This is a genomic window from Streptomyces sp. NPDC042259, from assembly GCF_055582085.1.
Genome location: NZ_JBVJDW010000010.1, coordinates 215,986 through 237,134 on the forward strand (window position 1 = coordinate 215,986; position 21,149 = coordinate 237,134).

The window sequence follows — 21,149 nt, forward strand, 5'->3', positions numbered from 1 at the left end:
TACAAGGCATTCCGGTTTGCGTCTGACGCTGTGAGGGGGACGGAGATGAGCCCGACCGTGCGACGGAACCGACGCGGGGGACGGCGGGAGAGGGCGCGGGTGCACGGGGAGGACGGTGGCGGACGGAGGGTGGCCGGTTCGTTCCGCTCCGGGCGCCATGTGCCGACAGCGCGTCTCACACGCACGCCACGGATGCCGGTCGTCGACGACTTCGCGACCCACAGGGGTCGCGGGGTACCCGCGCGGCGGGGAAGTCGCTGCTGGCGGTGCCTTTTGCGGCAGGGGCGGGGTGGATTAGGTGTTCCGGTGGTAACCGGACGCGCAGTTGAACAGGGCTGGGTGGCGGCGGACGGCCCCTCGCCGGCTGCTCGGACCGTACGAGGTGGAGCCGGCGGCGGTCCCACCGCCACCCGTGCCTGAACAGCCGCCCCATGGCGATGTAGCGGGGCCGGCAACCGACCGGCTTTGCGTCCGCGTCCACGGCTACGCGATCGTCGGCCCGCGGCCCCTTCAGTCACGCGAGGAGCCAGGTGATCAGCGACAAGGTGCACAGCGACAGAAGCGTGGACCACACCACGCCGTCCCTCGCCACATCGGTGCGCAGCCGGTATTCGGCCGCGTAGAGGAACGCGTTCTGGGCGGTGGGCAGGCCGGCGCACAGCACCACGGCCAGCAGAGCGTGCCCGTGCAGGCCGAACAGCCAGCGCCCGAGCGCGTAGGCGAGCAGCGGCTGCGCGGCCGTCTTGAGACCTACGAGGACGAGCCGCTCGGCGATCCCCTTGGCGTCCGGCACCACCCTCGTGTTCAGGGACATCCCGAGGGCGAACAACGCCGCGGGCACCCCCGCGCCGCCGACCATCCGGATCGGCTCGGTCATCGCGGTGGGCAACGACAGGCCGAGGGCGGAGACCACGACCCCCGCCGCCGACGCGCCGATGACGGGATTGCGCAGTGGCAGTCGCGCGAACCGCCGCCACTGACCGCGCACCCCCTGGTGAACGTCCAGATCGATGAGCACCATGATCAACGGCGTCACGAACAGCATCTGGAACACCGCGGCCGCGGCGATGAACGTGGTGTCACCCAGCACCCCGACCGCGACCGGGATGCCCAGGTTGGCCGAGTTCACATAGGACGCGGTCATCGCGTTGACGGCACGGTCGGCTGGCCGCATCCGGAACACGTACCGGGACAGCAGCAGGGCCGCGCCGAACACCAGGAGCAGACTGATCGCGAACACCGCCACGCCCGGCTCGGCGATCTCCGCCACCGGGGCCTTGGACAGGGTGAGGAACAGCAGCGCCGGCATGGCGAAGGTGAACGCGAACCGGGCGAGCACGGGTTGGGCGTGTCGGCCGAGCAGGCCGAAACGGCCTGCCGCCCAGCCCAGCGCGGTAACCCCCCAGATCGGCACGAAGCCGGATATCACTGCTTGCACACGCCCCACCCGTTCAGCCGCTGCTACGCGCACGGCCCGCCCTGAGCGGACCCGGCGTCTTCCGGGGTTCATGATCCCTGGCGGTTCACGGCACCGGGCAGGCACCGTGCCTCCGGGGGCCCTGACGACTCGTTCCTGTGCGGTCGTGAGGAGGGGTGAAGGTCACCGAAGTGACGACCCGAACTGGACCCGAATGGCGGCACGGCGATGGGCTTCGGCCTTCGAACCTGCCAGCATGAGCAATCTCGATTCGCTCCTCGTACTTTGGGAGATTTGATGCGTGCAGGTGTCGTGGTCGCCGCGCACCCCGGTGTGGAGGATCTCGCCGTGCGGGCCGAGGAGTTGGGTTTGCACAGTTTTTGGGTCAACGACACCCCGATGGTCCACGGTGACCCCTTCGTTGCCTTGAGCCTGTGTGCGAAGGCCACCCGTCGCATCCGGCTCGGTATCGGCGTGACCTCACCGGCGCTGCGCTCGGCTCCGGCCGCCGCGAGCGGGTTCGCCAGCCTCAACGCCCTGGCACCGGGCCGGATCATCTGCGGGGTCGGCACCGGAAACACCGCTCGGCGCACGCTGGGCATGCGGCCGACCACGGCGGCCGCGCTGGAGAACTTCACCGCGGCACTGCAGGAACTATGCGCCGGGCGCCCAACCGAGTACCGCGAAGGTGACCGGGTCCGTGACATCCGGTTCCTGCACACCGGGGCGCACGTGAACGTCACCGATCCGATCGAGTTCGTCGTGGGCGCGCTCGGCCCCAAAGCCGCCGCCGTCGCCGGCCGCCGCGGCGCCGGCCTCATCTCCTTCGGCCTGCTGGACCCCACAGCCTGGCACGCACTGCACGAAGCCCGCCGACAGGCCGCCGACGGCACCCTCCGCGACCCCGGCTCCCACGCGCACTCCTACGTGGTCACCGCGCTCCACCTGCTGCGCGACAACGAGGACTCCGACAGCGACGCGGCCCGGGACGCGACAGGCCACCTCGTCCTGTCACTGCTGAACTTCGCCGCCGACGAGCCCGCCTTCGCCGGACAACTGGGCCCCGACCAACGCGAGGCGGTGCGAAAACTCCTCGACCGGCGTGGCACCACCGCCACCGCACGGGACCGGTACACCAAGCTCTACCCCAACTACCTCGGACGCATCGCACCGCAGGACCGGGACCTGGTCCTGCCCGCGCTGATGAACAGCCTGGCCCTCGTCGGTACCCGCGACGACCTTCGCACCCGCATCGCGGCCCTGGAACAGATGGGCATCGATGAACTCCTCATCCAACCGGTGATCGACCCACCCACGGAGATGGCCCGACTCGCCGAACTCCTCGCCTGAGCACCCGCTTGCCGGGGGACGGCTTCAGCCGGCTCCACGGGACGGGAAAGAACGTGCAGTGTCGGATAGTTCAAGAGGCGGCCATCTCGGTCTGGCCGGGAGCCACCGGCCAGACCCGTGTCATCCGAGCAGGACGCGTGCTGGAGTCAAGGGCCCGGCCTTTAGATGAGCTGCGATGCGCGCGATCGCCCCGGTGTTGTCCTCGAACAGATGCGCCTGCATGCCCGCCGCCTGGGCGGCCTCAACGTTGGCTGCGGCATCATCCACGAAGAGACAGCTCTCCGGCCGCACCTCCAAACTGGTGCAAGCAGCTTCGAAGGCACGCAGATCCGGCTTCTCGATACCGATCTCGTGCGAGTACACGATTTGCTCGACCAGTTCGTCGAAGTGGTACAGCGCAGTCTCCCGCTCCCGGGCCCCGACGAAGCTGTTGCTCAGGATGCCCAGCCGGCAGCTTCCTCGCAGCCCTCGTACATAAGCGATGAGTTCCTCGTTCGGCGTCCCCAGGTATTCCACCCAGAGATCAGCCATGAAGGCATCAGTCTGGGACGCGTCGAGCCCCAAGCGTGCTGCCACCTGCTCGTGAACCTCTCGTTCACTGATGCTCCCGACGCTCCCGGCTCGCCACACGTCGCGCATCCGCTCATGCACACTGCCCAGCGGCAGCTCCAGCCGCTCTTCCCACCGTTGCACCCACCCCGTGTCCGGCGTGATCTCCAGTACGCCGCCGATATCGAGAATGACGCAGGTCGCGGTCACGCGAACTCCCCCTCTACGTCCCGCCTGGCCGGCGAGCACACTCCGGTGATCTACAGAGACACTGTTGTCCTTTCCTTGGGGCAAGGTCAAACAATCTTGAACCTTGTGACAGCCCTGTCGCGAGCCACTCACACGATTCGGCCGCGTCAACAGCGCCGACACAACTCGTGACGCGAGAGACGGATCGAGGCCACACCAAGGATCAGAACACACGCTTACCCGCCTGGACATCGTGGCGCGGCGGACGATGGTCGCGAACCGCCGCTGCTTACGCGCACAGCGAGAACCCGCGCGTCGCTGACGCCGAGCCGCCGGTCGCTGCCGCAGCCTTGGAAGCATGACCAACCCGCTGCAGGACCCGCTGTTCCACAAGGACCCCTACCCGACGTACGCATGGCTACGAAGCGCTTCCCCAGTCCACAAGGTCCCGACTGGTTCCTCCGGGCGCTACAGCTACGTCGTCACCGGCTATGCCGAGGCGCGGGAGGCATTTGCCGATCCTCGGCTGTCGAAGGACACCACGCGCTTCTTCGCCGGCCAGGATTCGCGTCGTAATCTGCACCCGGCGGTCTCGCAGACCATGCTGGCCACGGACCCTCCGCAGCACACGCGACTGCGGAGGGCCGTGGGGCCCGCGTTCACCCCAGGGCCCGTGGCTCGCCTGCGCCCTTACATCACCGGCGTGGTCGAGGGCCTGCTGTCCGCCTGGGAGCCAGGCGGACAGGTCGACCTGGTGGAGAGCCTCGCCGTGCCACTGCCCGTCACGGTGATCTGCGAACTCCTCGGCGTGCCTGAGAACGACCGGAGCATGGTCGCCCGGTGGTCGAGCGACCTGTTCGCCGCCGGACAGCCCGGCCGGATCGACGAGGCTTCCCACTCCCTGGCCGGCTACATGGCCGAACTCGTGGCGTCGCAGCGGAATACTGAGGACGAGTGCCTCCTGCACGACCTCGTTGTCCGCTGCGACGAAGGCCAACTCACCGAGGCCGAGGTGATTTCCCTCGCGGTGCTCCTGCTCGTCGCCGGGCACGAGACGACGACCAACTTCATCGGCAACGCCTCCCTCGCGCTGATGCAGCACCCCGATTCCCTCACAAAACTGCGGGAACAGCCCGAACTCCTTGAGGGGGCGCTCGATGAGCTGCTCCGTTTCGACTCTCCCGTCGGCATCGCTACGTTCCGCTACAGCACGGAAGCCCTCACCATCGGCGGGACGCGGATCCCTGCCGGGGTGCCGGTTCTCATCGCACCAGGAGCAGCCAACCGGGATCCCACCACATTCGCCGACCCGAATCAGCTCGACCTCGCCCGGAAAGCCACGTCACATCTCGCCTTCGGACACGGCATCCACCGCTGTATCGGCGCCCCGCTCGCCCGGGCCGAGGGCGAGATCGCACTGCGCGCGCTCCTGACCCGCTTTCCCACGATCCGGCTCGCCGTACCCGGCGAAGATCTGGAATGGCGGCAGACTCGGCTGATGCGCGGCCTCAAGGCTCTGCCGGTCGTTCTGTAGGGCACGGGCACACGGGCACGGGCACAGGCACGACCGGCTGACTCGCGGCGCCACCAACGGTCGGCTCGGCGGCCGAGGGCCATCTGGTGGACGGAGGCCGCTGGTTGGGGCTTGTCGGACGCTCCGCGCCCTGATCAAGGAGTCACTCGACGATCCGGCAGCGCGGCCGCCAGAGGCCGGCGACGGCGTCCGCTGTTCGCCCCGGGATCTTGAGACCACGAGCAGCCCATGGCAGGCTCGTGCCGCATGATCGATGAATTCGCGAAAGACCATCTGCACGGGAGACTGCGGCGGGACCGCGCGGCGCTGCTCTGGAAACTCGACGGCTTGTCCGAATACGACGCCCGCCGACCGTTGACGGCGACCGGGACCAACCTCCTCGGCCTGGTCAAACACGTGGCCACCGTCGAGGCCAGGTATTTCGGCGAGGTCTTCGACCGCCCTTCCCCGGAACCGCTGTGCCGGTGGCAGGACTCCGACGGCAGCGATCAGTGGGCGGCCGAGAACGAGACCCGCGATCAGATCATCGCGTTCTACCGGCGCACGTGGGAGCACTCGGACGCGACGATCGACGAACTTCCCCTCGACGCCCCCGGCCACGTGCCGTGGTGGCCGGCGCCTTCACCCAACACGAACCTGTTCGCCATCATGGTCCATGTCCTCGGCGAATCCATCCGGCATGCCGGGCACGCCGACATCCTGCGCGAGGGCCTCGACGGCCGGACCGGGTTGCGCGCCGAACACGAGAAGCAGATAGACGAGGAAGCCCGTGCGGCCTACCGCGCGAAGATCGAGCGGGCCGCCAGGTCGGCCGCACCAATCAAGGTGTAGCCACCGGAGAGCCCTGCGGCACCGGGGCCTCAACGGAGCCTCACAGCGGATGCACTGCGCCCCGCCGGCAAACGCGAAGCCATCGTTCAGACACGCTCACAGGTGCGGCGGCCATGACCACGGCGGGCGGCAGTTCGGACACGCTTGTCGCCCGCCGGACCCGACAGAAGTTGGTCACTGGTAGTTGAACAGCTCCATTTCCGGAGAGTAGTGGTTGCAATTCATGACATGGTTCGCACTGTCGACCGAGCACCTGTTGTGCTCGTCTTCGCCGGTGAACCAGGTGTAATTTCCCTCCATGTATGCGGCTTTGCTGAAGCCGTTCGGACCCTTGATGATGATGGGCGTGGCAACAGCCCAGTCATCGCTTCCTGCCTTCCACAGCTGGAAGTGGGTGGGTGTGCCGAAGGTGCTGGGGAGGGTGATCGTGTAGGTGCCGGTATCGTTTCGCTCGAAGTCGTTCCCGGGGTTGTCGAATTCGGTCCACTTGCCATTCCGCTTGTTGAACAGCTTCCCCTTGACGGTGCTGTCCGTCCCACCCAGGTAGACGTCCGCGGTCCTGATGGTGACCGTGTACCGGACGGTCTCGGCGTGGGCCGTGGGTGCGCCGGCGGTGAGGGCAAGGGCGGTTACCGATGCCAGACAGGCGAGAGTGCGGCGGAACATGCGTTTCCCTCCGGGCGGCGTGCGCGGCACGGTCAGCTGTCGGCGGGCGTGTCGGGGCCGTTGAGCGCCCCGTTGGCGGTACCGGCGGAGCAGGTGACGACTTCAGTGACAGCACTGACGGCACCGTTCGCCTGGACGACAGTGTCGTTGAGGATGTTCCCGGTCGTCTGGACGGGTGCGGCAGTCTTGCAGGAGGCGGCAGCGGCAGTACCGGCCGACATCCCGGCGAGACTGACGGCGAGCAACCCCGTCGCAGCAGCGAGTGCACCGGACTTCTTGAACATGGCCACCGTCATGTTGATCATCTGGGTTCGTCTCTTTTCTCTGGTGGAAGAGCCGGGCTGTTTTCGCAGAGGATCCACTCGATGCGATTCTGGTCCGCTACCGGATGCGAATGGGAATCCGAAAAGGGGGACGCCTACCGGTGCGGGTGGAGAATAATCATTCGAAGTCGCCAGGTGGAACCCATCGAAAGCTCGCCCGGTGATTATCTCGGGAAGAGGAATCCCCCCGTCACCGGCCCGATGAACGTCGGGGCCCTTCTGCACGGAAGCTTGAAAGAGCGCGCCTGCTTCCGGCCGCATGAAACTGCACCCCAACACGCCGTTGACGCGTGGTCCGAGACGCGCAAGAGAGGCTTACTGGCGGGAGCCCTTCCAGGCCGCGCAGGCATGGAAGGCGAAGGCCCACGACGGAGTTTCACCATGGCCCGTCGGCCCGTCGGCCCGTCGGCCCGTCGGCCCGTCGGCCCGTCGGCCCGTCGGCCCGTCGGCCCGTCGGCCCGTCGGCCCGTCGGCGAGTTTCCCGTTCGTGCGGATGCCGGGCCGGGTACGCCTCGGCGGTGGCGTGAATGGGCCGCTCACGCGGGGATCTCGCGCTTCTCGCCGTCCGCCTCGGATGTGATCTGGTACGACAGCAACCGCTCGAACGCGCCCGGCTATCGGGCGAGCTGCGCGTAGGTGTCTTCCTGGACGATCCTGCCTTCGTCGAGGACCACGATGCGGTCGGCGACGGCGGCGTTGGTGATGCGATCGGTCACCCGCAGCACCGACCGGTCCCGGGCGAGGTTCCGCAGCCGCTGGAAGACGCGGTACTCAGCGCGGGGATCCAGGTTCGTCGTCGGCTCGTCGCGGACGTACCGGTGGGTGACCGACTTGGCCTCGATTGCACGCCGGCCGGCACGATCGCCCCGGCCGGGAAGCCGGCGACCAGCTCCGGCAGCACATCGATGACGCCCGACAACAGCCAAGCGTAGTGCGGCTCGGCATCGAGAACGCGCGTCGCCGGGCTCCCTCCGGAGCCCCGCCCCGGAAAACCATGCCCGACAGCCCTGAGGGCGTCGGTCGCAGCACGCGGCAAAAGAAAAAAGCAAGGAGATATCTCCTTGCCTCTCCTAATTTATAGCGCACTGGGGGGCTTGCGGCAAGGCCGGGGTCAAGGCGCAAAATCATCGCATCAAGCCCACCACCTGCGGAAACGGCGCAGGCTCGGGTACGGACATATGTCTGCCGCCCGCCGCTGCAGAGCAGTGGAGCAAAGCCGCCGCCACGAAGGGATCGCAGTGATCGAGCAGTACGTATGGGATCTCCGAGAGATCGACGAGACTCATGTCGCGGCCGTCGGCGGCAAAGGGGCGAACCTGGGCGTGCTGTCCCGGATCGACGGCATCCGCGTGCCGGCCGGCTTCTGTGTGCGGACCGAAGCCTTCCGGCGGATCGTGACGGAAACGCCGTCGATCGGCGGGCAGCTCGATGAGCTGTCGCGCACGGACCCGGAGGACCGTGACGCGATCCGCTCGCTCAGTGCGAAGATCCGTCGGACCATCGAAGAGGCCGCCATCCCGGATGATCTCGCGGCCGAGATCACAGGCGCGCTCACCCGGACCGGCGAGGAAGCCGCCTACGCCGTCCGGTCCAGCGCGACGGCGGAGGATTCACCGACGGCCTCCTTCGCCGGCCAGCAGGACACGTACTTGAACGTCACCGGGCCGACGGCGATCCTGGAACACATCAGCCGGTGCTGGGCCTCGCTGTTCACCGAGCGGGCCGTGGCCTACCGCCGGCGCAACGGCATCGATGACCGTACGGTCCACATGGCCGTGGTCGTACAGAAGATGGTCTTCCCACAGGCGGCGGGCGTCATGTTCACCGCCGACCCCGTGACGGGCAACCGGAGGACCGCCACCGTGGACGCTGGCTTCGGCCTCGGCGAGGCCCTGGTTTCCGGCCTGGTGAACCCGGATGTCTTCACGGTGCGAGACGGCGAAGTCGTCACCGAGACGATCGCCGCCAAGCAGCTCGCCGTCCACGCCCTGCCGGCCGGCGGTACGCAGGAGGTGGCGATCGACGCAGAGCGACAGGAGCAGCCGACTCTGACGCGTGCGCAGGTCGTACGGCTCGTGGAACTCGGGCGCCTGATCGAAGCGCACTTCGGCCGTCCGCAGGACATCGAGTGGTGCCTGGTGGACGGCGAGTTCCAGATCGTCCAGAGCCGGCCGATCACGACGCTCTTCCCCATCCCCGAGGCCGATGACCAGGACCGTCACGTCTACGTCTCCGTAGGCCATCAGCAGATGATGACCGACCCCATGAAGCCCCTGGGGTTGTCCATGTGGCAGCTGACGGCCATGGCACCGATGCACACGGCCGGCGGCAGGCTCTTCGTCGACGCCACCCGCGCCTTGGCCGCGCCCGCGAGCCGCACCCACCTCCTGGACCTCGCGGGCAGGTCCGATCCGCTGACCAGGGACGCGCTGGAGACCCTCCTCGACCGGGACGACTTCCTGCCCTCCCTCCCGGACGCGGTTCCCGGCGGGCCGATGGCCGGCGCCGCGCCTGCCCCGATCGAGACCGATCCGGCCATCGTCACCGAGCTGATCGAGCGCAGCCAGATGTCCATCGCCGCCCTGGAGCGTGACATCCGCACCAAGACCGGACCGGAGCTGTTCGACTTCCTGCTGAAGGCATTCCAGGAACACAAGCGAGTCCTCGGTGATCCGCTCAGCATGCAGGCGATCATGGCCGGGATGGAGGCCACGTGGTGGCTCAATGACAAGCTGCGGGAGTGGCTCGGCGAGAAGAACGCGGCCGACACGCTCACGCTCTCGGCCCCCGGCAACGTCACGTCGGAAATGGGACTGGCTCTGCTCGACGTCGCAGACGTGATCCGCTCGCGGCCGGAGGTGGTGGCATTCCTCCAGGGCGTCGAGGACGAAGACTTCCTGGACGAGCTGGCCGGACTCCCGGGCGGAGCCGAGGCGCGCGATGCCATCGAGTCCTACCTCGACCGGTACGGCATGCGCTGCGTCGGCGAGATCGACATCACGCGGCCGCGGTGGCGCGAGCGCCCCACCACGCTCGTGCCCGTACTCCTCGACAACGTCAGGAACTTCACCCCCGGGGCCGCCGGGCGACGCTTCGAACAGGGACGACAGGAGGCGTGGAAGAAGGAGCAGGACGTGCTGGCACGCCTGCGGGTCCTGCCGGGCGGGGAAGAGAAGGCCGACGAGACCAAGCGGATGATCGACCGCGTCAGGACCTTCATCGGATACCGGGAGTACCCGAAGTACGGCATCGTCTGCCGCACCTTCCTCTACAAGCAGGCGCTGCTGGCAGAGGCAGAGCGCCTCGTGCGGGCCGGCGTACTCGCCGAGAAGGAGGACGTCTTCTACCTCACGTTCCAGGAGTTCCACGACGTCGTACGCTCCCATCAACTGGACGAGCGGCTCATCCGGCACCGCAAGAAAGCCTTCCGCTCGTACCACGCGCTCACCCCGCCGCGGGTACTCACCTCGGACGGCGAGGCCATCACCGGGGCGTACCGGCGAGACGACGTGCCGGCCGGTGCCCTGATCGGTCTGCCGGTTTCCGCGGGTACTGTCGAAGGGCGGGCCCGGGTCGTCCTCGACATGGCGGACGCCGACCTGGAGGCGGGCGACATCCTGGTCACGAAGTTCACGGACCCCAGCTGGTCGCCCCTGTTCGTCGGCATCACCGGTCTGGTGACGGAGGTCGGCGGCCTGATGACCCATGGCTCGGTGATCGCGCGGGAGTACGGATTGCCGGCCGTCGTGGGGGTGGAGCAGGCCACCCGCCTGATCCGGGACGGCCAGCGGATCCGCGTGCACGGAACCGACGGGTACGTCGAGATCCTGTCCTGACCGACGGCGGCCCTTTAATGGGCGCGGAACAAGGGGGCTTGGGGCGTCACCCATGACACCTCAAGGCCCCGGTACGCGGGCCCACGCTGCCAAAGCCCCCGGCCGAGGGCACGCTGTTCGGCCGGGACTGTGGGCGCTCGATTCCTAACGCAGGGCGGCGGCGACAATGCCTTCGAGAGGCTCGCGCGGTACTTCGCCGCCGCTCACCAGCCGGTCGAAGACCAGTCCGTCGACGCAGGTCAGCAAGGTGTGCGTGCGGTTCTCGACGTCCGTCACGCCCTGACTGGCGAGGAACAGCCGGACGGCCTCGCGGCCGGCGTTCTCGCGGGGGACGAGGATCTCGCGCAGTTCGGGGTCGCGCACGCTCTCGACGGCGCAGGCGTAACGGGCGAGCGAGCGGCGGCGGCCCTCGCCGGTGAGTCGCTCCCGGACGAGCAGCGCCATGGCGTCCACCAGTTCCTCGGCGGTGCGGATGGGCGGGAGTCGCTCGGACGTCGTTTGCAGTTCCTCCTGGTCGAGTCGGACAAGCCGCGTGACGAGTGCGGTGAGCAGCGCGGCCCGGGTGCGGAAGTACGCCGACGTGGTCCCGGGCGGCAGAGCCGCTTTGTGGTCGACCGCCCGGTGGGTCAGGCCGCGGATCCCTTCGTCGGCCAGTACGTCGAGAGCCGCGTCCGCGAGGAGGGTGCGCCGATCGGAAGTCATGGCTCCTTTCTACACCTGTAGAGTCTCGGTTAAGGTGTTCTTCTACGGATGTAGAAGAACGGGGGCTTCGGTATGGGCAGCATGGCAGTGGTGGTGGGCGGGGGCATCGGCGGGCTGGCTGCCGCGATCGGCCTGCACCGCATCGGATGGGACGTGACGGTCGTCGAGCGCGCGTCCCTGCTCGAGGACGCGGGAGCCGGCATCTCACTGGCCGCCAACGGCCTACGGGCACTGGACGAACTCGGCGTCGGCGAGGCGGTACGGGATGCCTCGCGAGGCCAGTACAGAGGCGGCACCCGCACCCCGGAGGGTGGATGGCTGACCCGGATGGACGGCGCGGTGCTGGAAAAGGCGGTAGGCACGCCGATCATGGGCATTCCGCGCTCCGCCTTGCACCGGCTGCTTCGTGAGGCCCTGCCCGCCGAGGCGCTGCTGATCGGCTCCGAGGCCGGCGAGATCCGGCAGACCGGCCCCGGGACCGTTCAAGTCGGCTGCGGTGACACCATCCTGGACGCCGATCTGGTGGTGGCGGCCGACGGCATCGGCAGCAAGGTACGCAGCCTTCTCTTCCCAGCTCACCCGGGCCCCGTCTACAGCGGCTCGACGGTGCTGCGCGCCATCACCGAGCAGGCGGTCGAACTGCGCACCGACTTCGAGTTGACGTGGGGGCACGGCGCCGAGTTCGGGCACATCGTCTTCCGTGACGGACGGGCCGAGTGGCACGCCGTCCTCAACCTGCCCGCCGGGACGCGGTTCGCCGACCCGCTGGCCGAACTGCGTCGACGGTTCCGCGACTGGCACGACCCGATCCCCGCCCTGTTCGACGCGACCCGGCCCGCTGCCGTGCTGCACCACGACATCAACGAAATCCGCACGCCGCTCCCCTCGTACACCGTCGGCCGGATCGCGCTGCTCGGCGACGCGGCACACGCGATGACCCCCCACCTGGGGCAAGGCGCCTGCCAGGCGCTGGAGGACGCGGTCACCCTGGCCGCCGCGCTCGCCACCGAACCCAGCGTGGAAACCGCGCTCGTCCGCTACGACGCCGAGCGCCGGCCGCGCAGCCAGGCGGTCGCGCGGGCCGCCCGGCAGGCCGGGCGGATGGGCCAGCGGCTCTCCCACCCGCTGGCCGTCACCCTGCGCAACACGGCGATGCGGCTGACGCCCTCCCGTACCGCGACACGCATGATTCTTCGACACCACGCCTGGGTTCCACCGCAGTTGAACTGAACCGATGCGGGGTGCGGGGTGTCCACCGGTGGACAGAAGACCGAACGGCGGATCGACGCGCTCACCGCCGCCGCGAAATTCCCTTGCCCAATGGTCAAGAATTTCTGCTCGGCCTCGGTGGACTCTTCTTCGACACGGCCGCCACGGCCTATCTGCCGGATCTGCTCGGCCGTGACCCCGCACTCCTGGAGCGAGCCAACTCCCGCTTGCGCGGAGCGCAGACCGCCATGTCCGGCTTCGCGGGGCCGCCGGCGGGCAGTGCACTGCTCGCGCTCGGGCGGGCGGTTCCGCTGCTCGCCGACGCCGTGTCGTTCATGCTCTCCGCACTGCTCGTACGGTCGCTCCCCGCCGTGCCCCGGCCCGTGCCGGAGATCCGCGAGTCGCTGCTCCGGCAGGCGCGGGCCGGGGCCTCGTACGTCTTCCGGGACCGGTTGCTGCTCGGGCTCGCGCTCCGCCCGGCGGTCGGGAACATCGCCTTCCTCGCTGTGGAGACCGTACTCGCCCTCTTCGCGCACGACCGTCTCGGCATCGATACCTACGGCTTCGGCCTGCTCCTCACAGCGGAGGCCACCGGCGGTCTGCTCGGTGCGGGCACCGCTTCCTGCCCGGGCCGACGACTCGGTACCGGCACCGCACTGACCTGTACGGCCGCCGTCGAAGGGCTGGCCATCCTGGGTCTTGCCGCCGCCCCGAACCCGTACGTGGCCGGGCTGGCGCTCGCCGTCTGCGGGGCCGGCATGGGCGCCACGATGGTGCTCGGGCCCTCCCTCCGGCAGGCGATCGTCCCGCCCCACCTCATGGGCCGGGCCGCCTCCACCTCCCGCATGCTGGCCATGTGCGCCGCCCCCTTCGGGGCCTTCCTCGGCGGCTGGCTGGCCACCGCCTACGACATCCGTACCCCGCTCTACGCCGCCGCCGGCCTCCTCCTGGCGATGACGGCCGTCACGGCGTCCATGACCGGCAACCGCCGGGTCGAAGCGGCGTTGCGTGCCGCTGCCCCGGCCGACGGTCCGGAACATCCGGCATCCAAGGCTCACGCCGAGGAGGGGGCACCGGACGTCACGCCGACGGCCGGGTGAGTTTGGCGGCCACGGCGTCGAGGACCCAGTCCAGGCCGGTCGCGAAGGACGTCTCGGCGTCCACGTCCGTGCCGTCGTGCACGGCTTTGCTCAGCGCCGGGAAGCGGCCCGTGCCCAGCATTCTCATCACATGCGGGCCGGAGGCGCGCTGCCAGTCGCGCTTGGACAGGCCCGTCGCGCGCTCGGCCCGCAGGTTCGCGATCTCACGCCTGATCGCGCCGGTGGAGTAGGCGCTGACAGTCTCCGCGGCACGCATGACGGTGTCGATGTCGGCGAGGCCGTCGAGAGCGGCCAGCGTTGCCTCGGTCACGGCGAGGCCGTTCGGGCCCAGGGCCGGGCGGCCGCCGAGCAGGTCGGCCAGCCATTCATGACGGAGAGCCGCCTGCCTGGTGCGGTGGGCGAGGGCCCGCAGCGCCTCCCGCCAGTCACCGGGCTGCTCCCCGGGGAGGATCTCGGCCTGGACCTCGTCCATCATGAGGTCGAACAGCTCTTGCTTGGTGGAGATGTATCCGTACAGCCGCATCGGGCCGGCGTTCAGCCGGGCGGCGACCTTGCGCAACGACACCGCCTCCAGCCCGCCTTCGTCGGCCAGCGCGATGGCGGCGGCGACGATCCGCTCCCGGTCGAGCGGCACGGGGCGATTCTGTGGCTCCGGCCGGTCCCACACAGACATGGTCACACCGTTCTGTTGCTATGCAGCACACTGGAGAAATACAGTGTATCGGCATGAGACATCGTATCGCTGTGGTCGGAAGTGGCCCCGGCGGCCTTACTTGCGCCCGTGTCCTGCACCGCCACGGCTACCCCGTCACCGTCCTCGAACGCGACCCCGCCCCCGACGCCCGACCCCCGGGCGGCACGCTGGATCTGCAGGAAGGGCTGGGCCAACTCGCGCTGGACAAAGCGGGGCTGCTGGCGGAGTTCCAGGCGCTGTCCCGTCCCGAGGGGCAGGCCATGCGCATCCTGGACACGGACGGGACCGTGCTGCGCGACTGGCCAGCCCGTCCGGATGACCGGGCCAACCCCGAGATCGACCGCGGGCAACTCCGCGACCTGCTGCTCGGCCCTCTCGACGTCCAGTGGGGCCGGGACGTGACGCGGGTGGTGCCGGGGACCCGGGACGGCGTACTGGTCCATTGCGCGGACGGGCGACAGGAGGCGTTCGACCTCGTGGTCGGCGCGGACGGAGCCTGGTCCCGAACCCGCCCGGCGGTCTCGTCGGTGACACCGCACTACACGGGCGTCACCTCGGTCGAGACCGCCCTCGACGACGTCGACACCCGCCACCCCGACCTCGCCCGGTTGATCGGCGACGGTTCCATGGCCGTGTACGGCGTGAACCGGGCTGTCGTCGCCCAGCGCAACAGCGGCGGCCACGTCAAGGTATACGCCCAGTTCCGCGCACCGCTGGACTGGCACGCGAACGTGGACCTGGCCGACGTCGAGGCCGTGCGATCGAGCCTGCTGGGCCTGTTCGACGGCTGGGCCGCTCCCGTCCTCGACCTCCTTCGCCACACCACCGCATTCGTTCACCGCCCCCTCTACGTCCTGCCCGAGTCCCACACCTGGACCCACGTCCCCGGGGTGACGCTACTGGGCGACGCCGCCCATCTGATGCCGCCATTGGGGGCGGGCGCGAACCTCGCGATGCTGGAAGGCGCCGAACTCGCCGAGTCCATCGCCGCCGGTCCTGAAGATCTGGACGCGGCCGTCCGTGCCTTCGAGGAACAGATGTGGGCACGGGCCGGCAGGTGGGCGAAGATCACGACGGCCGGTCTGGAACGCCTCGTGAGCCCGGACCCCACCGAAGCCCTCGCCCTCTTCGACCAAGTCCAACCATCCTGACTTGGCTCAGCCACTGATGCGGTCGTACGCGGACGGGTGCGATGCCGAGGGAGTGCCCGTATCCGGTAGGCCCATCCCTGACGGGACAACACCCCTGCCTCGGCCGTCGGTTCGCCCTGGGCCGACGGGGAAGAGGACGCGTTGGCCACCGCGGACTCCCGGGGCCGCCGGTGCGGTGATTTTCGAGGATGGCCCCGCGATACTCGGGTGACACGCGGTGCGCACGGGTAGGGCGTGGTGAGCCGGTTGAGCACGACGAAAGGGTGACGACGTATGAACAGATCCGCCTCCAAGGGCTCCTTGCTGGCAAGCCGCGCGCTGAGAGCGGCTCTGGTGGGGGCCGTGCTCAGCGCCACAGTGGGCGCGGCGCCGCCCGAAGACGCCAGCGCAGTCACGAGAACGACTGACGGCGCGCGTGAACGGGCCTGCCCCATCGTGTACTTCGACCTGGGCGAGACCCTCGTGCACAGCGCCGAGGACGGCAGCACCGGCTATCAACCCGGCGCGGCCGCTTATCTGCGTGCCCTGCGCCTGCGCCGCATTCCCGTCGGTCTGATCACCAATGTGCCGCCCTCCTGGGGCACGACCGACGCCGAGCGCGCCGCCAGGCTGCGGCAGGAGGTCGACGCCACCTGGCGGGGGCCCGCGCCCTTCGCCTGGAAGGACTTCGGCGACCGCGTCCTCACCCCGCGCACCGAGGCGGAACGCAAACCGGCCCCCGCCCTCTGGCAGCGGGCGAAGGCCGGCTCGGGCCACTGCCGAGTAGTCTATCAGGCGGAGACGACCGAGGAGGTCAGAGCGGCTTCCTCGCTCGGTTTCGTGCCGTACCAGGTCGGTCGGCCGCACCGGCCCGCGTTTCTCCCGGTCCGGCTGGTCGAACTCCTCGGTCGAGGCTCTCCCGCTTGACCACCCCGCTGCGCAAAAGCAGTTGGAAGGCCCCGAGCAGTACCGCCGTGGCGAGCGCGCTGTGCCACAGCAAGGCGTCCAGGCGCCCGGCGGCGAGATAGGCGCCCGCGGCGATCGCGGCCAGTGCGCACACCGCGCGGTCCACGATGCTCTCGACCGAGAGCAGCGTGGCGCGCGGGGCGTGCGCGGGCACCGCGTCGTTCACCAGCTTGCGTTGAACGGGGTACGCGAAGCCGGTCGCGGCGGCGAACAGGCACAGCAGCGCGACGACGGCCCACGGCCCACCGAATGTCATGGCCGCCAGGCTGCCCGCCAGCGCGAGGCTGAGGAGCGAGACCCAGGCGACCGGTGGCAGACGGCGGCTCAGCCACTGCGGACGGGCCGATGCCACCGCCTCCGCCACCGTCATCGCCGCCATCACACTGCCGTGCGAGGCTTCCGCGATGCCGTGATCCAGTAGGATCGGCTGGAAGAGGTTGACCTGGCAGATCCGGGAGAGCGTGAAGACCGCCACGCCCTGCACCATCACCAGGGTCAGCCAGCGCGAGGAGGCGACACAGCGCAGCGCGGCGCCCGCGTCCCGCAGGAACGCACCGCCTCCGTGCCCGCCGTCCGTCTTCCCCGTACCGCCGCCCGCCCCAGCAAGGCGGGGCAGCGCGACGGCGCAGGCGAGGGAGCCCGCCGCGCTGGTGGCGCTGAGCACGTACGGGGCCGGATGCGCCACGGCCATCAGGGGCCCGACCAGCGGCCAGCACACGACCTTCGCGACGAGCCCCAGCGCCCGAGCGGTGCCCTCCGCCCGCAGGTAGTGCTCGTCGCACTTCTCGGCGCGCAGACCGTCGTACAGGTAGGCGCTGGCCGCTCCCGAGGTGAGTGAACGGCCCGCGGCGATGGCCAGGAAGTGGACGAGGAAGCCGGTGTAGGAGGCGCTGACCACCGGAGCCAGATTCGCCGCGGTCATGACCACCGCGCCGGCGAGCAGGCAGTTGCGGGTGCCGATCCGGTCGGCGATCAGGCCCGTCGGGATCTCGAACAGGCAGAAGGCCACGTAGTAGATGCTCTGGATGCCGAAGATCTGCCCGTCCGAGAGCCCGGCCGCCTTCTGGTAGGCGTAGAACACCGGCATCCACCAGAGCAGGTTGAACAGCAGCTGGAAGCCGTAGTTGAGCCGGATGATCCGGCGGGCGGTGACGGTCGGGCCGACGCCCGCCTCCCGCCTGCTGGAGCGCGCCCTCACAGCGCGTACGGGCGGACCTGGACCAGCCGGAAGTCGCCCCGGTCGGTCATCAGCCACTCGATGTCCAATGGCCGGTCCACGTCGGACCCGCTGAAGTGGGACTGCAAGAGCCGTCCGGCCAGGCACAGGTCGGCGAGCCGGGCGCGGGTGGTGGCGGAGAGCCCGTCGCCCGAGGAACCCAGGGCGACGGTACGGCCGCCGCCCTCCACGGTGTTGTACAGATACTGCTGCGGCAGGACCGAACCCTCGACCACCTGCTCCGGGGAGCCGGGGGAACAGTTGAGGTAGACGTTGCGGAAGTCCTCCCTGCGGGTCGGGTCGCAGGTCACCAGAACGCCGCCGAGCGAGGCGGGGGCGTACTCCTGGACGATGACGCCCATGTAGGTGTCGTCCAGGGAGATGCCGACCTGGTGGCGAAGGCGCACGCTGCGGGGCGAGAGCAGCGAGGCCCACACCTGGCGTACGGCGTCCAGGAGTCCGTCGGCTCCGTGGGCGGTGGTGACGGAGTCGTAGACACCCGCCGCGGAGAACCCCGGAAGGTCCTCGGCGTTGGACGAGGACCGCACCACCAGACGGCCGCACGGGTCGGCGGGGGAGGGCAAGGCCTGCCTGATCTGCCGGGTGACCGACTCGGGGACGGGTGTGTGCCGGATCAGGTGCTGGAGCTGCAGGCAGAGCGAGTCCAGGACGTCGGTGGCGTCGAGTTCCAGTGCCATCTTGAGCTTGCCGATGCCCTGCTGGAGGGCGGGGGAGGAGGCCAGGAAGTGCTGCTGCAGCGCGAAGGGCAGCGCGACGCCTTCGGGGGCGCCGACCGTCGAGGCCACGAAGGCGGCGGCAGCGGCGCGTAATGCCGCAAGGGAGGGCGCCTTCAGGCCGAGGCGGGCCGCGAGATGTCCGTAGAGGTCCTCGCGCGGCGGGCGGGGCCGCCCGTAGAAGGCGGTCAGGTCGGCCGTGCGGCTGTCGAGTACGTGGTGCAGCTCGCCGAGGTTGGCCGCCTTGGTGCCGTAGCGGTCGCGGTCGGCGCTGCGCAGCCGGTGCAGGGCCAGCACGGGAACGTCTTCGAGCAGTGGCGGTTCGAGGCGTATGCGCTGCTGGTGCCAGGCCGGAGCCCGCAGGTCGGGTTCGTGGTCGAGCCGCTCGAGGGATATCTCGTCCTCGCGGACCCGATAGCGGACCCACGCGCCGTCCAGGCCGTCCTTCTCGACGAGCTGTTCCAGGTCGCGCACGATCGCGTTGGGTATGCCCCAGCCGGAGGCGAGGACGTTGGTGTGCGAGAGCGGGGTGATCGGCGCGGTGTTGAGGAATCCGGCGACCCGGGGGACGTCGTCCGGCAGGCACGGCATGGCCACGATGTCGGCCCAGCCGAGCCCGGCCTCCGCCGCCGCGTACTCCTCGCGGGTACGGAAGAACCGCAGCCGCCCGGTGGCCTCGCCGGGATTGAGCGGGGCGCGGGCCCGGGAACCGAACAGCTCGTGGCTGAGGATGCGCGGCACGCGCAGTTCGCTGATCGCCGCCAGCTCCTCCTCCTGCCCGTGGTTGGCGGGCTTGAGGAGCAGCGGCAGCCCGCCGTCGACCCGTGCTCGTACGAACTCGTAGAAGAACGTGAGGAGTTCGCCGTGCATGGTGTCGGCCTCGGTCGTCTCCAGGACGAGGAACCTGCGTTCGCGGCCGTCCGTGTCCTGCTCGGTGTGCAGGGACAGCACACCGAGCAGGAAGCGACGCCCGGGGTCCATGTAGACGGAGGCGTTGAAGGCGTCGAGGTCCGCGTCGAGCGCGGTCAGGTCCATGCCCAGAACGCGGGTGGCGATGTAGTTGACGTGGAAGGGGTGCGCGGCGGTGTCGAGCAGGTGCCAGGTGTTCTCGGCACGGTCGACGACGACCTTGAGGTACGGGTGTCCCGCCAGGACCCCCGCGAGGGTGCGGAAGAGCGGCAGGGAGAGACTCTCGCCGATGACCGTGCGGTCCGTGACCGGTCCGGCGGCACCGGTGAGCAGCTGGGCGGTCATGCCGAAACCTCCTCGGGCTGAGCGGCGGGCAGCACCCGGGGCAGGGCGTCCACCAGGGTCTCGAAGTCGCGGAGCACGGTCCGCGCGTCGGCGGCGGAGAGCAGGCACAGGGCCGCCATGGTGTTGGCGCCGGCGGCCGGGTCGTACACGGGCACCACACTGCCGTCGGCGAGCGAACTCTCCCCGACCACCGACAGGCGGCTGCCCCGGCTGAGGGTGATGTCCGCCGAGACGGCGCGGAAGTCCCAGACCTTGCGGGCCGGCCAGGCCCGGCCGCGGCCGTCGACCGCGAGGACCACGAGGGAGCCCGCCGCGCCGCGCGCCTGCGCCGGGGTGAGGACCTGCTCGGGCCACGCGACCGGGTGTCCGAGCAGGTGGTCGACGAGCATGCCGACGAGGTCGAGCCCGAAGACCTCCTCGATCTGCGGCACGGTCATCGCGCCGCCGAACCGGGCGGCCGTCTCGATCAGCCACATGCTGCCGTCGGCGCCGAGCTTGATCTCGGTGTGGGTCCCGCAGTCGCGCAGGCCGAGGGCGTCGACCGCGCGGCGGGCCAGGTCCACGATCCGGTCCTGGGCGTCCCGGGCCAGCAGGGCGGGGGTGATACTCGCGCGTTCGGTGAACGGCTCGACCGTGGGCATCCGCCCGCTGAGGCACACCGGGTGGAAGGTGCCGTTCGCCACGACGCCCTCGACGCTGACGTAGTCGCCCCAGCCGGGCTCGTCGAACCAGTCCGACGCGGTGCCGGTGACGATCTGCTCGACCACGTAGTCCGCGTCGGCCTTGGCCACATGCAGCTCCGCGTAGCCCAGCCGGGCCGATTCGGCCATCACGTCACAGGAGCGGGCCCAGGCGGCCGGCACCTCCTGCGGGGAGCGGATGATCTGGTGCGCGGTGGAACCGGCACTCCAGGCCGCCTTGAGGAGCAGCGGGCCGGGCAGGGAGCGAGCCGCCGCGCGCAGGTCGGCCTCGGTGTCCACGGGACGGAACTCGGGCTGCGGCAGTCCGTGTCGCTGCCAGGTGCGGCGCATCAGCCGCTTGTCGCGGGCGAGCGCGGAGGCACTGCCCGCCCCCGCGAGACCGAGCGCCTCGCACGCCTCGGCGACGGCCACGACCGCGTACTCGGAGAAGGTGAGCACCGCGTCCGCGCCCACGGCCTCGGCCCGCGCGACGATCAGGGACACCAGGTCGCAGCGGTGTGCGTCGGCAGGCGTGACGACCGAGGCGCACAGTCTTTGGGCGGAACCTGCCACGGCGGGAGGAAGAGCGCTGAGCGCCAGCAGGTGCACTTCCGCCTTCGCGGCCGTCCGCGACAGGACGTGACCGAGCGGCGGACCACCCTTGGCATGCACTAACAGCACCTTGCTCACTGAAGTTCGTCTCCCATCATCGGTTTCGACGGATCGCCGTATGCGGGGGAACGTACGGTGAGCCCGAGGGCCCTCCGTC

16 protein-coding genes and 2 pseudogenes are annotated in these 21,149 nt (G+C 69.8%); 8 read left to right on the forward strand and 10 right to left on the reverse strand.

Features of this window, described 5'->3' with window-relative positions; genetic code table 11:
* Positions 1-514 precede the first annotated feature (514 nt).
* A complete protein-coding gene (locus ACZ6MA_RS25340; RefSeq protein ID WP_469436233.1) occupies positions 515-1,438 on the reverse strand; it encodes an AEC family transporter in 924 nt (307 codons plus the stop codon).
* A 276-nt stretch (positions 1,439-1,714) separates the two neighbouring features.
* Here ACZ6MA_RS25340 and ACZ6MA_RS25345 point away from each other — a divergent pair, with 276 nt between their 5' ends.
* Positions 1,715-2,767: an LLM class flavin-dependent oxidoreductase gene (locus ACZ6MA_RS25345; RefSeq protein WP_469436234.1), complete on the forward strand. Its 1,053-nt coding sequence runs from the start codon at positions 1,715-1,717 to the stop codon at positions 2,765-2,767.
* A 120-nt stretch (positions 2,768-2,887) separates the two neighbouring features.
* On the opposite strand, the gene ACZ6MA_RS25350 is transcribed toward ACZ6MA_RS25345, so the two are convergent.
* A complete protein-coding gene (locus ACZ6MA_RS25350) occupies positions 2,888-3,526 on the reverse strand; it encodes an HAD-IA family hydrolase (RefSeq protein ID WP_469436235.1) in 639 nt (212 codons plus the stop codon).
* Positions 3,527-3,863: 337 nt separating this feature from the next.
* Between ACZ6MA_RS25350 and ACZ6MA_RS25355 the strand changes: the two genes are divergently transcribed.
* Entirely contained in the window at positions 3,864-5,039 is a 1,176-nt protein-coding gene (locus tag ACZ6MA_RS25355) for a cytochrome P450 family protein (RefSeq protein WP_469436236.1), read from the forward strand.
* Between the two features lie 246 nt (positions 5,040-5,285).
* On the forward strand, positions 5,286-5,870 hold the full coding sequence (locus tag ACZ6MA_RS25360) for a DinB family protein (protein ID WP_469436237.1): 585 nt from the start codon (positions 5,286-5,288) through the stop codon (positions 5,868-5,870).
* A 174-nt stretch (positions 5,871-6,044) separates the two neighbouring features.
* Here ACZ6MA_RS25360 and ACZ6MA_RS25365 read toward each other — a convergent pair whose 3' ends face one another.
* The 3 genes and pseudogenes from ACZ6MA_RS25365 to ACZ6MA_RS25375 all read right to left on the reverse strand — a co-directional run.
* On the reverse strand, positions 6,045-6,536 hold the full coding sequence (locus ACZ6MA_RS25365; RefSeq protein ID WP_469436238.1) for a PLAT/LH2 domain-containing protein: 492 nt from the start codon (positions 6,534-6,536) through the stop codon (positions 6,045-6,047).
* Between the two features lie 32 nt (positions 6,537-6,568).
* Positions 6,569-6,841: a hypothetical protein gene (locus ACZ6MA_RS25370; protein ID WP_469436239.1), complete on the reverse strand. Its 273-nt coding sequence runs from the start codon at positions 6,839-6,841 to the stop codon at positions 6,569-6,571.
* Between the two features lie 554 nt (positions 6,842-7,395).
* Positions 7,396-7,671: pseudogene (locus tag ACZ6MA_RS25375) on the reverse strand (ABC transporter ATP-binding protein); the annotation flags it as partial.
* A 426-nt stretch (positions 7,672-8,097) separates the two neighbouring features.
* Between ACZ6MA_RS25375 and rph the strand changes: the two are divergent.
* A complete protein-coding gene (gene rph, locus ACZ6MA_RS25380) occupies positions 8,098-10,695 on the forward strand; it encodes a rifamycin-inactivating phosphotransferase (protein WP_469436240.1) in 2,598 nt (865 codons plus the stop codon).
* A 144-nt stretch (positions 10,696-10,839) separates the two neighbouring features.
* On the opposite strand, the gene ACZ6MA_RS25385 is transcribed toward rph, so the two are convergent.
* Entirely contained in the window at positions 10,840-11,397 is a 558-nt protein-coding gene (locus ACZ6MA_RS25385; RefSeq protein WP_469436241.1) for a TetR/AcrR family transcriptional regulator, read from the reverse strand.
* A gap of 72 nt (positions 11,398-11,469) precedes the next feature.
* On the opposite strand from ACZ6MA_RS25385, the gene ACZ6MA_RS25390 reads away from it, so the two are divergent.
* Complete coding sequence (locus ACZ6MA_RS25390) at positions 11,470-12,627, forward strand: FAD-dependent monooxygenase (protein WP_469436242.1); 1,158 nt, start codon at positions 11,470-11,472, stop codon at positions 12,625-12,627.
* 98 nt (positions 12,628-12,725) lie between these two features.
* Positions 12,726-13,706 (forward strand): annotated as a pseudogene (locus ACZ6MA_RS25395) (MFS transporter); the annotation flags it as partial.
* On the opposite strand, the gene ACZ6MA_RS25400 reads toward ACZ6MA_RS25395, so the two are convergent.
* Positions 13,687-14,379 (reverse strand): TetR/AcrR family transcriptional regulator, encoded by a 693-nt coding sequence (locus ACZ6MA_RS25400; protein ID WP_469436243.1) that lies wholly within the window; start codon positions 14,377-14,379, stop codon positions 13,687-13,689. The pseudogene ACZ6MA_RS25395 and the gene ACZ6MA_RS25400 overlap by 20 nt on opposite strands.
* Before the next feature lie 53 nt (positions 14,380-14,432).
* Between ACZ6MA_RS25400 and ACZ6MA_RS25405 the strand changes: the two genes are divergently transcribed.
* On the forward strand, positions 14,433-15,551 hold the full coding sequence (locus tag ACZ6MA_RS25405) for an FAD-dependent oxidoreductase (protein ID WP_469436244.1): 1,119 nt from the start codon (positions 14,433-14,435) through the stop codon (positions 15,549-15,551).
* Positions 15,552-15,824: 273 nt separating this feature from the next.
* Positions 15,825-16,457 (forward strand): HAD family hydrolase, encoded by a 633-nt coding sequence (locus ACZ6MA_RS25410; protein ID WP_469436245.1) that lies wholly within the window; start codon positions 15,825-15,827, stop codon positions 16,455-16,457.
* On the opposite strand, the gene ACZ6MA_RS25415 is transcribed toward ACZ6MA_RS25410, so the two are convergent.
* From ACZ6MA_RS25415 to ACZ6MA_RS25425, 3 genes are read right to left on the reverse strand one after another with little or no spacing between them, the layout of a single operon-like run.
* A complete protein-coding gene (locus tag ACZ6MA_RS25415) occupies positions 16,345-17,694 on the reverse strand; it encodes an MFS transporter (protein WP_469436246.1) in 1,350 nt (449 codons plus the stop codon). The two genes, ACZ6MA_RS25410 and ACZ6MA_RS25415, sit on opposite strands and share 113 nt — an antisense overlap.
* Complete coding sequence (locus ACZ6MA_RS25420) at positions 17,691-19,700, reverse strand: PEP/pyruvate-binding domain-containing protein (protein ID WP_469436247.1); 2,010 nt, start codon at positions 19,698-19,700, stop codon at positions 17,691-17,693. Before ACZ6MA_RS25420 ends, ACZ6MA_RS25415 begins: the two co-directional genes overlap by 4 nt.
* The gene (locus tag ACZ6MA_RS25425; RefSeq protein ID WP_469436248.1) at positions 19,697-21,052 is read right to left on the reverse strand and encodes an ATP-grasp domain-containing protein; all 1,356 of its coding nucleotides are present in this window, start codon (positions 21,050-21,052) and stop codon (positions 19,697-19,699) included. The genes ACZ6MA_RS25420 and ACZ6MA_RS25425 overlap by 4 nt, the downstream gene beginning before the upstream one ends.
* Positions 21,053-21,149: the final 97 nt, after the last annotated feature.

Coding starts and splice junctions, on each gene's coding strand:
- ACZ6MA_RS25420 (WP_469436247.1), bottom strand. CDS start 19,700: ATGACCGCCCAGCTGCTCACCGGTGCCGCCGGACCGGTCACGGACCGC.
- ACZ6MA_RS25405 (WP_469436244.1), top strand. CDS start 14,433: ATGAGACATCGTATCGCTGTGGTCGGAAGTGGCCCCGGCGGCCTTACT.
- ACZ6MA_RS25345 (WP_469436234.1), top strand. CDS start 1,715: ATGCGTGCAGGTGTCGTGGTCGCCGCGCACCCCGGTGTGGAGGATCTC.
- ACZ6MA_RS25370 (WP_469436239.1), bottom strand. CDS start 6,841: ATGATCAACATGACGGTGGCCATGTTCAAGAAGTCCGGTGCACTCGCT.
- ACZ6MA_RS25400 (WP_469436243.1), bottom strand. CDS start 14,379: ATGTCTGTGTGGGACCGGCCGGAGCCACAGAATCGCCCCGTGCCGCTC.
- ACZ6MA_RS25360 (WP_469436237.1), top strand. CDS start 5,286: ATGATCGATGAATTCGCGAAAGACCATCTGCACGGGAGACTGCGGCGG.
- ACZ6MA_RS25355 (WP_469436236.1), top strand. CDS start 3,864: ATGACCAACCCGCTGCAGGACCCGCTGTTCCACAAGGACCCCTACCCG.
- ACZ6MA_RS25365 (WP_469436238.1), bottom strand. CDS start 6,536: ATGTTCCGCCGCACTCTCGCCTGTCTGGCATCGGTAACCGCCCTTGCC.
- ACZ6MA_RS25410 (WP_469436245.1), top strand. CDS start 15,825: ATGAACAGATCCGCCTCCAAGGGCTCCTTGCTGGCAAGCCGCGCGCTG.
- ACZ6MA_RS25385 (WP_469436241.1), bottom strand. CDS start 11,397: ATGACTTCCGATCGGCGCACCCTCCTCGCGGACGCGGCTCTCGACGTA.
- ACZ6MA_RS25390 (WP_469436242.1), top strand. CDS start 11,470: ATGGGCAGCATGGCAGTGGTGGTGGGCGGGGGCATCGGCGGGCTGGCT.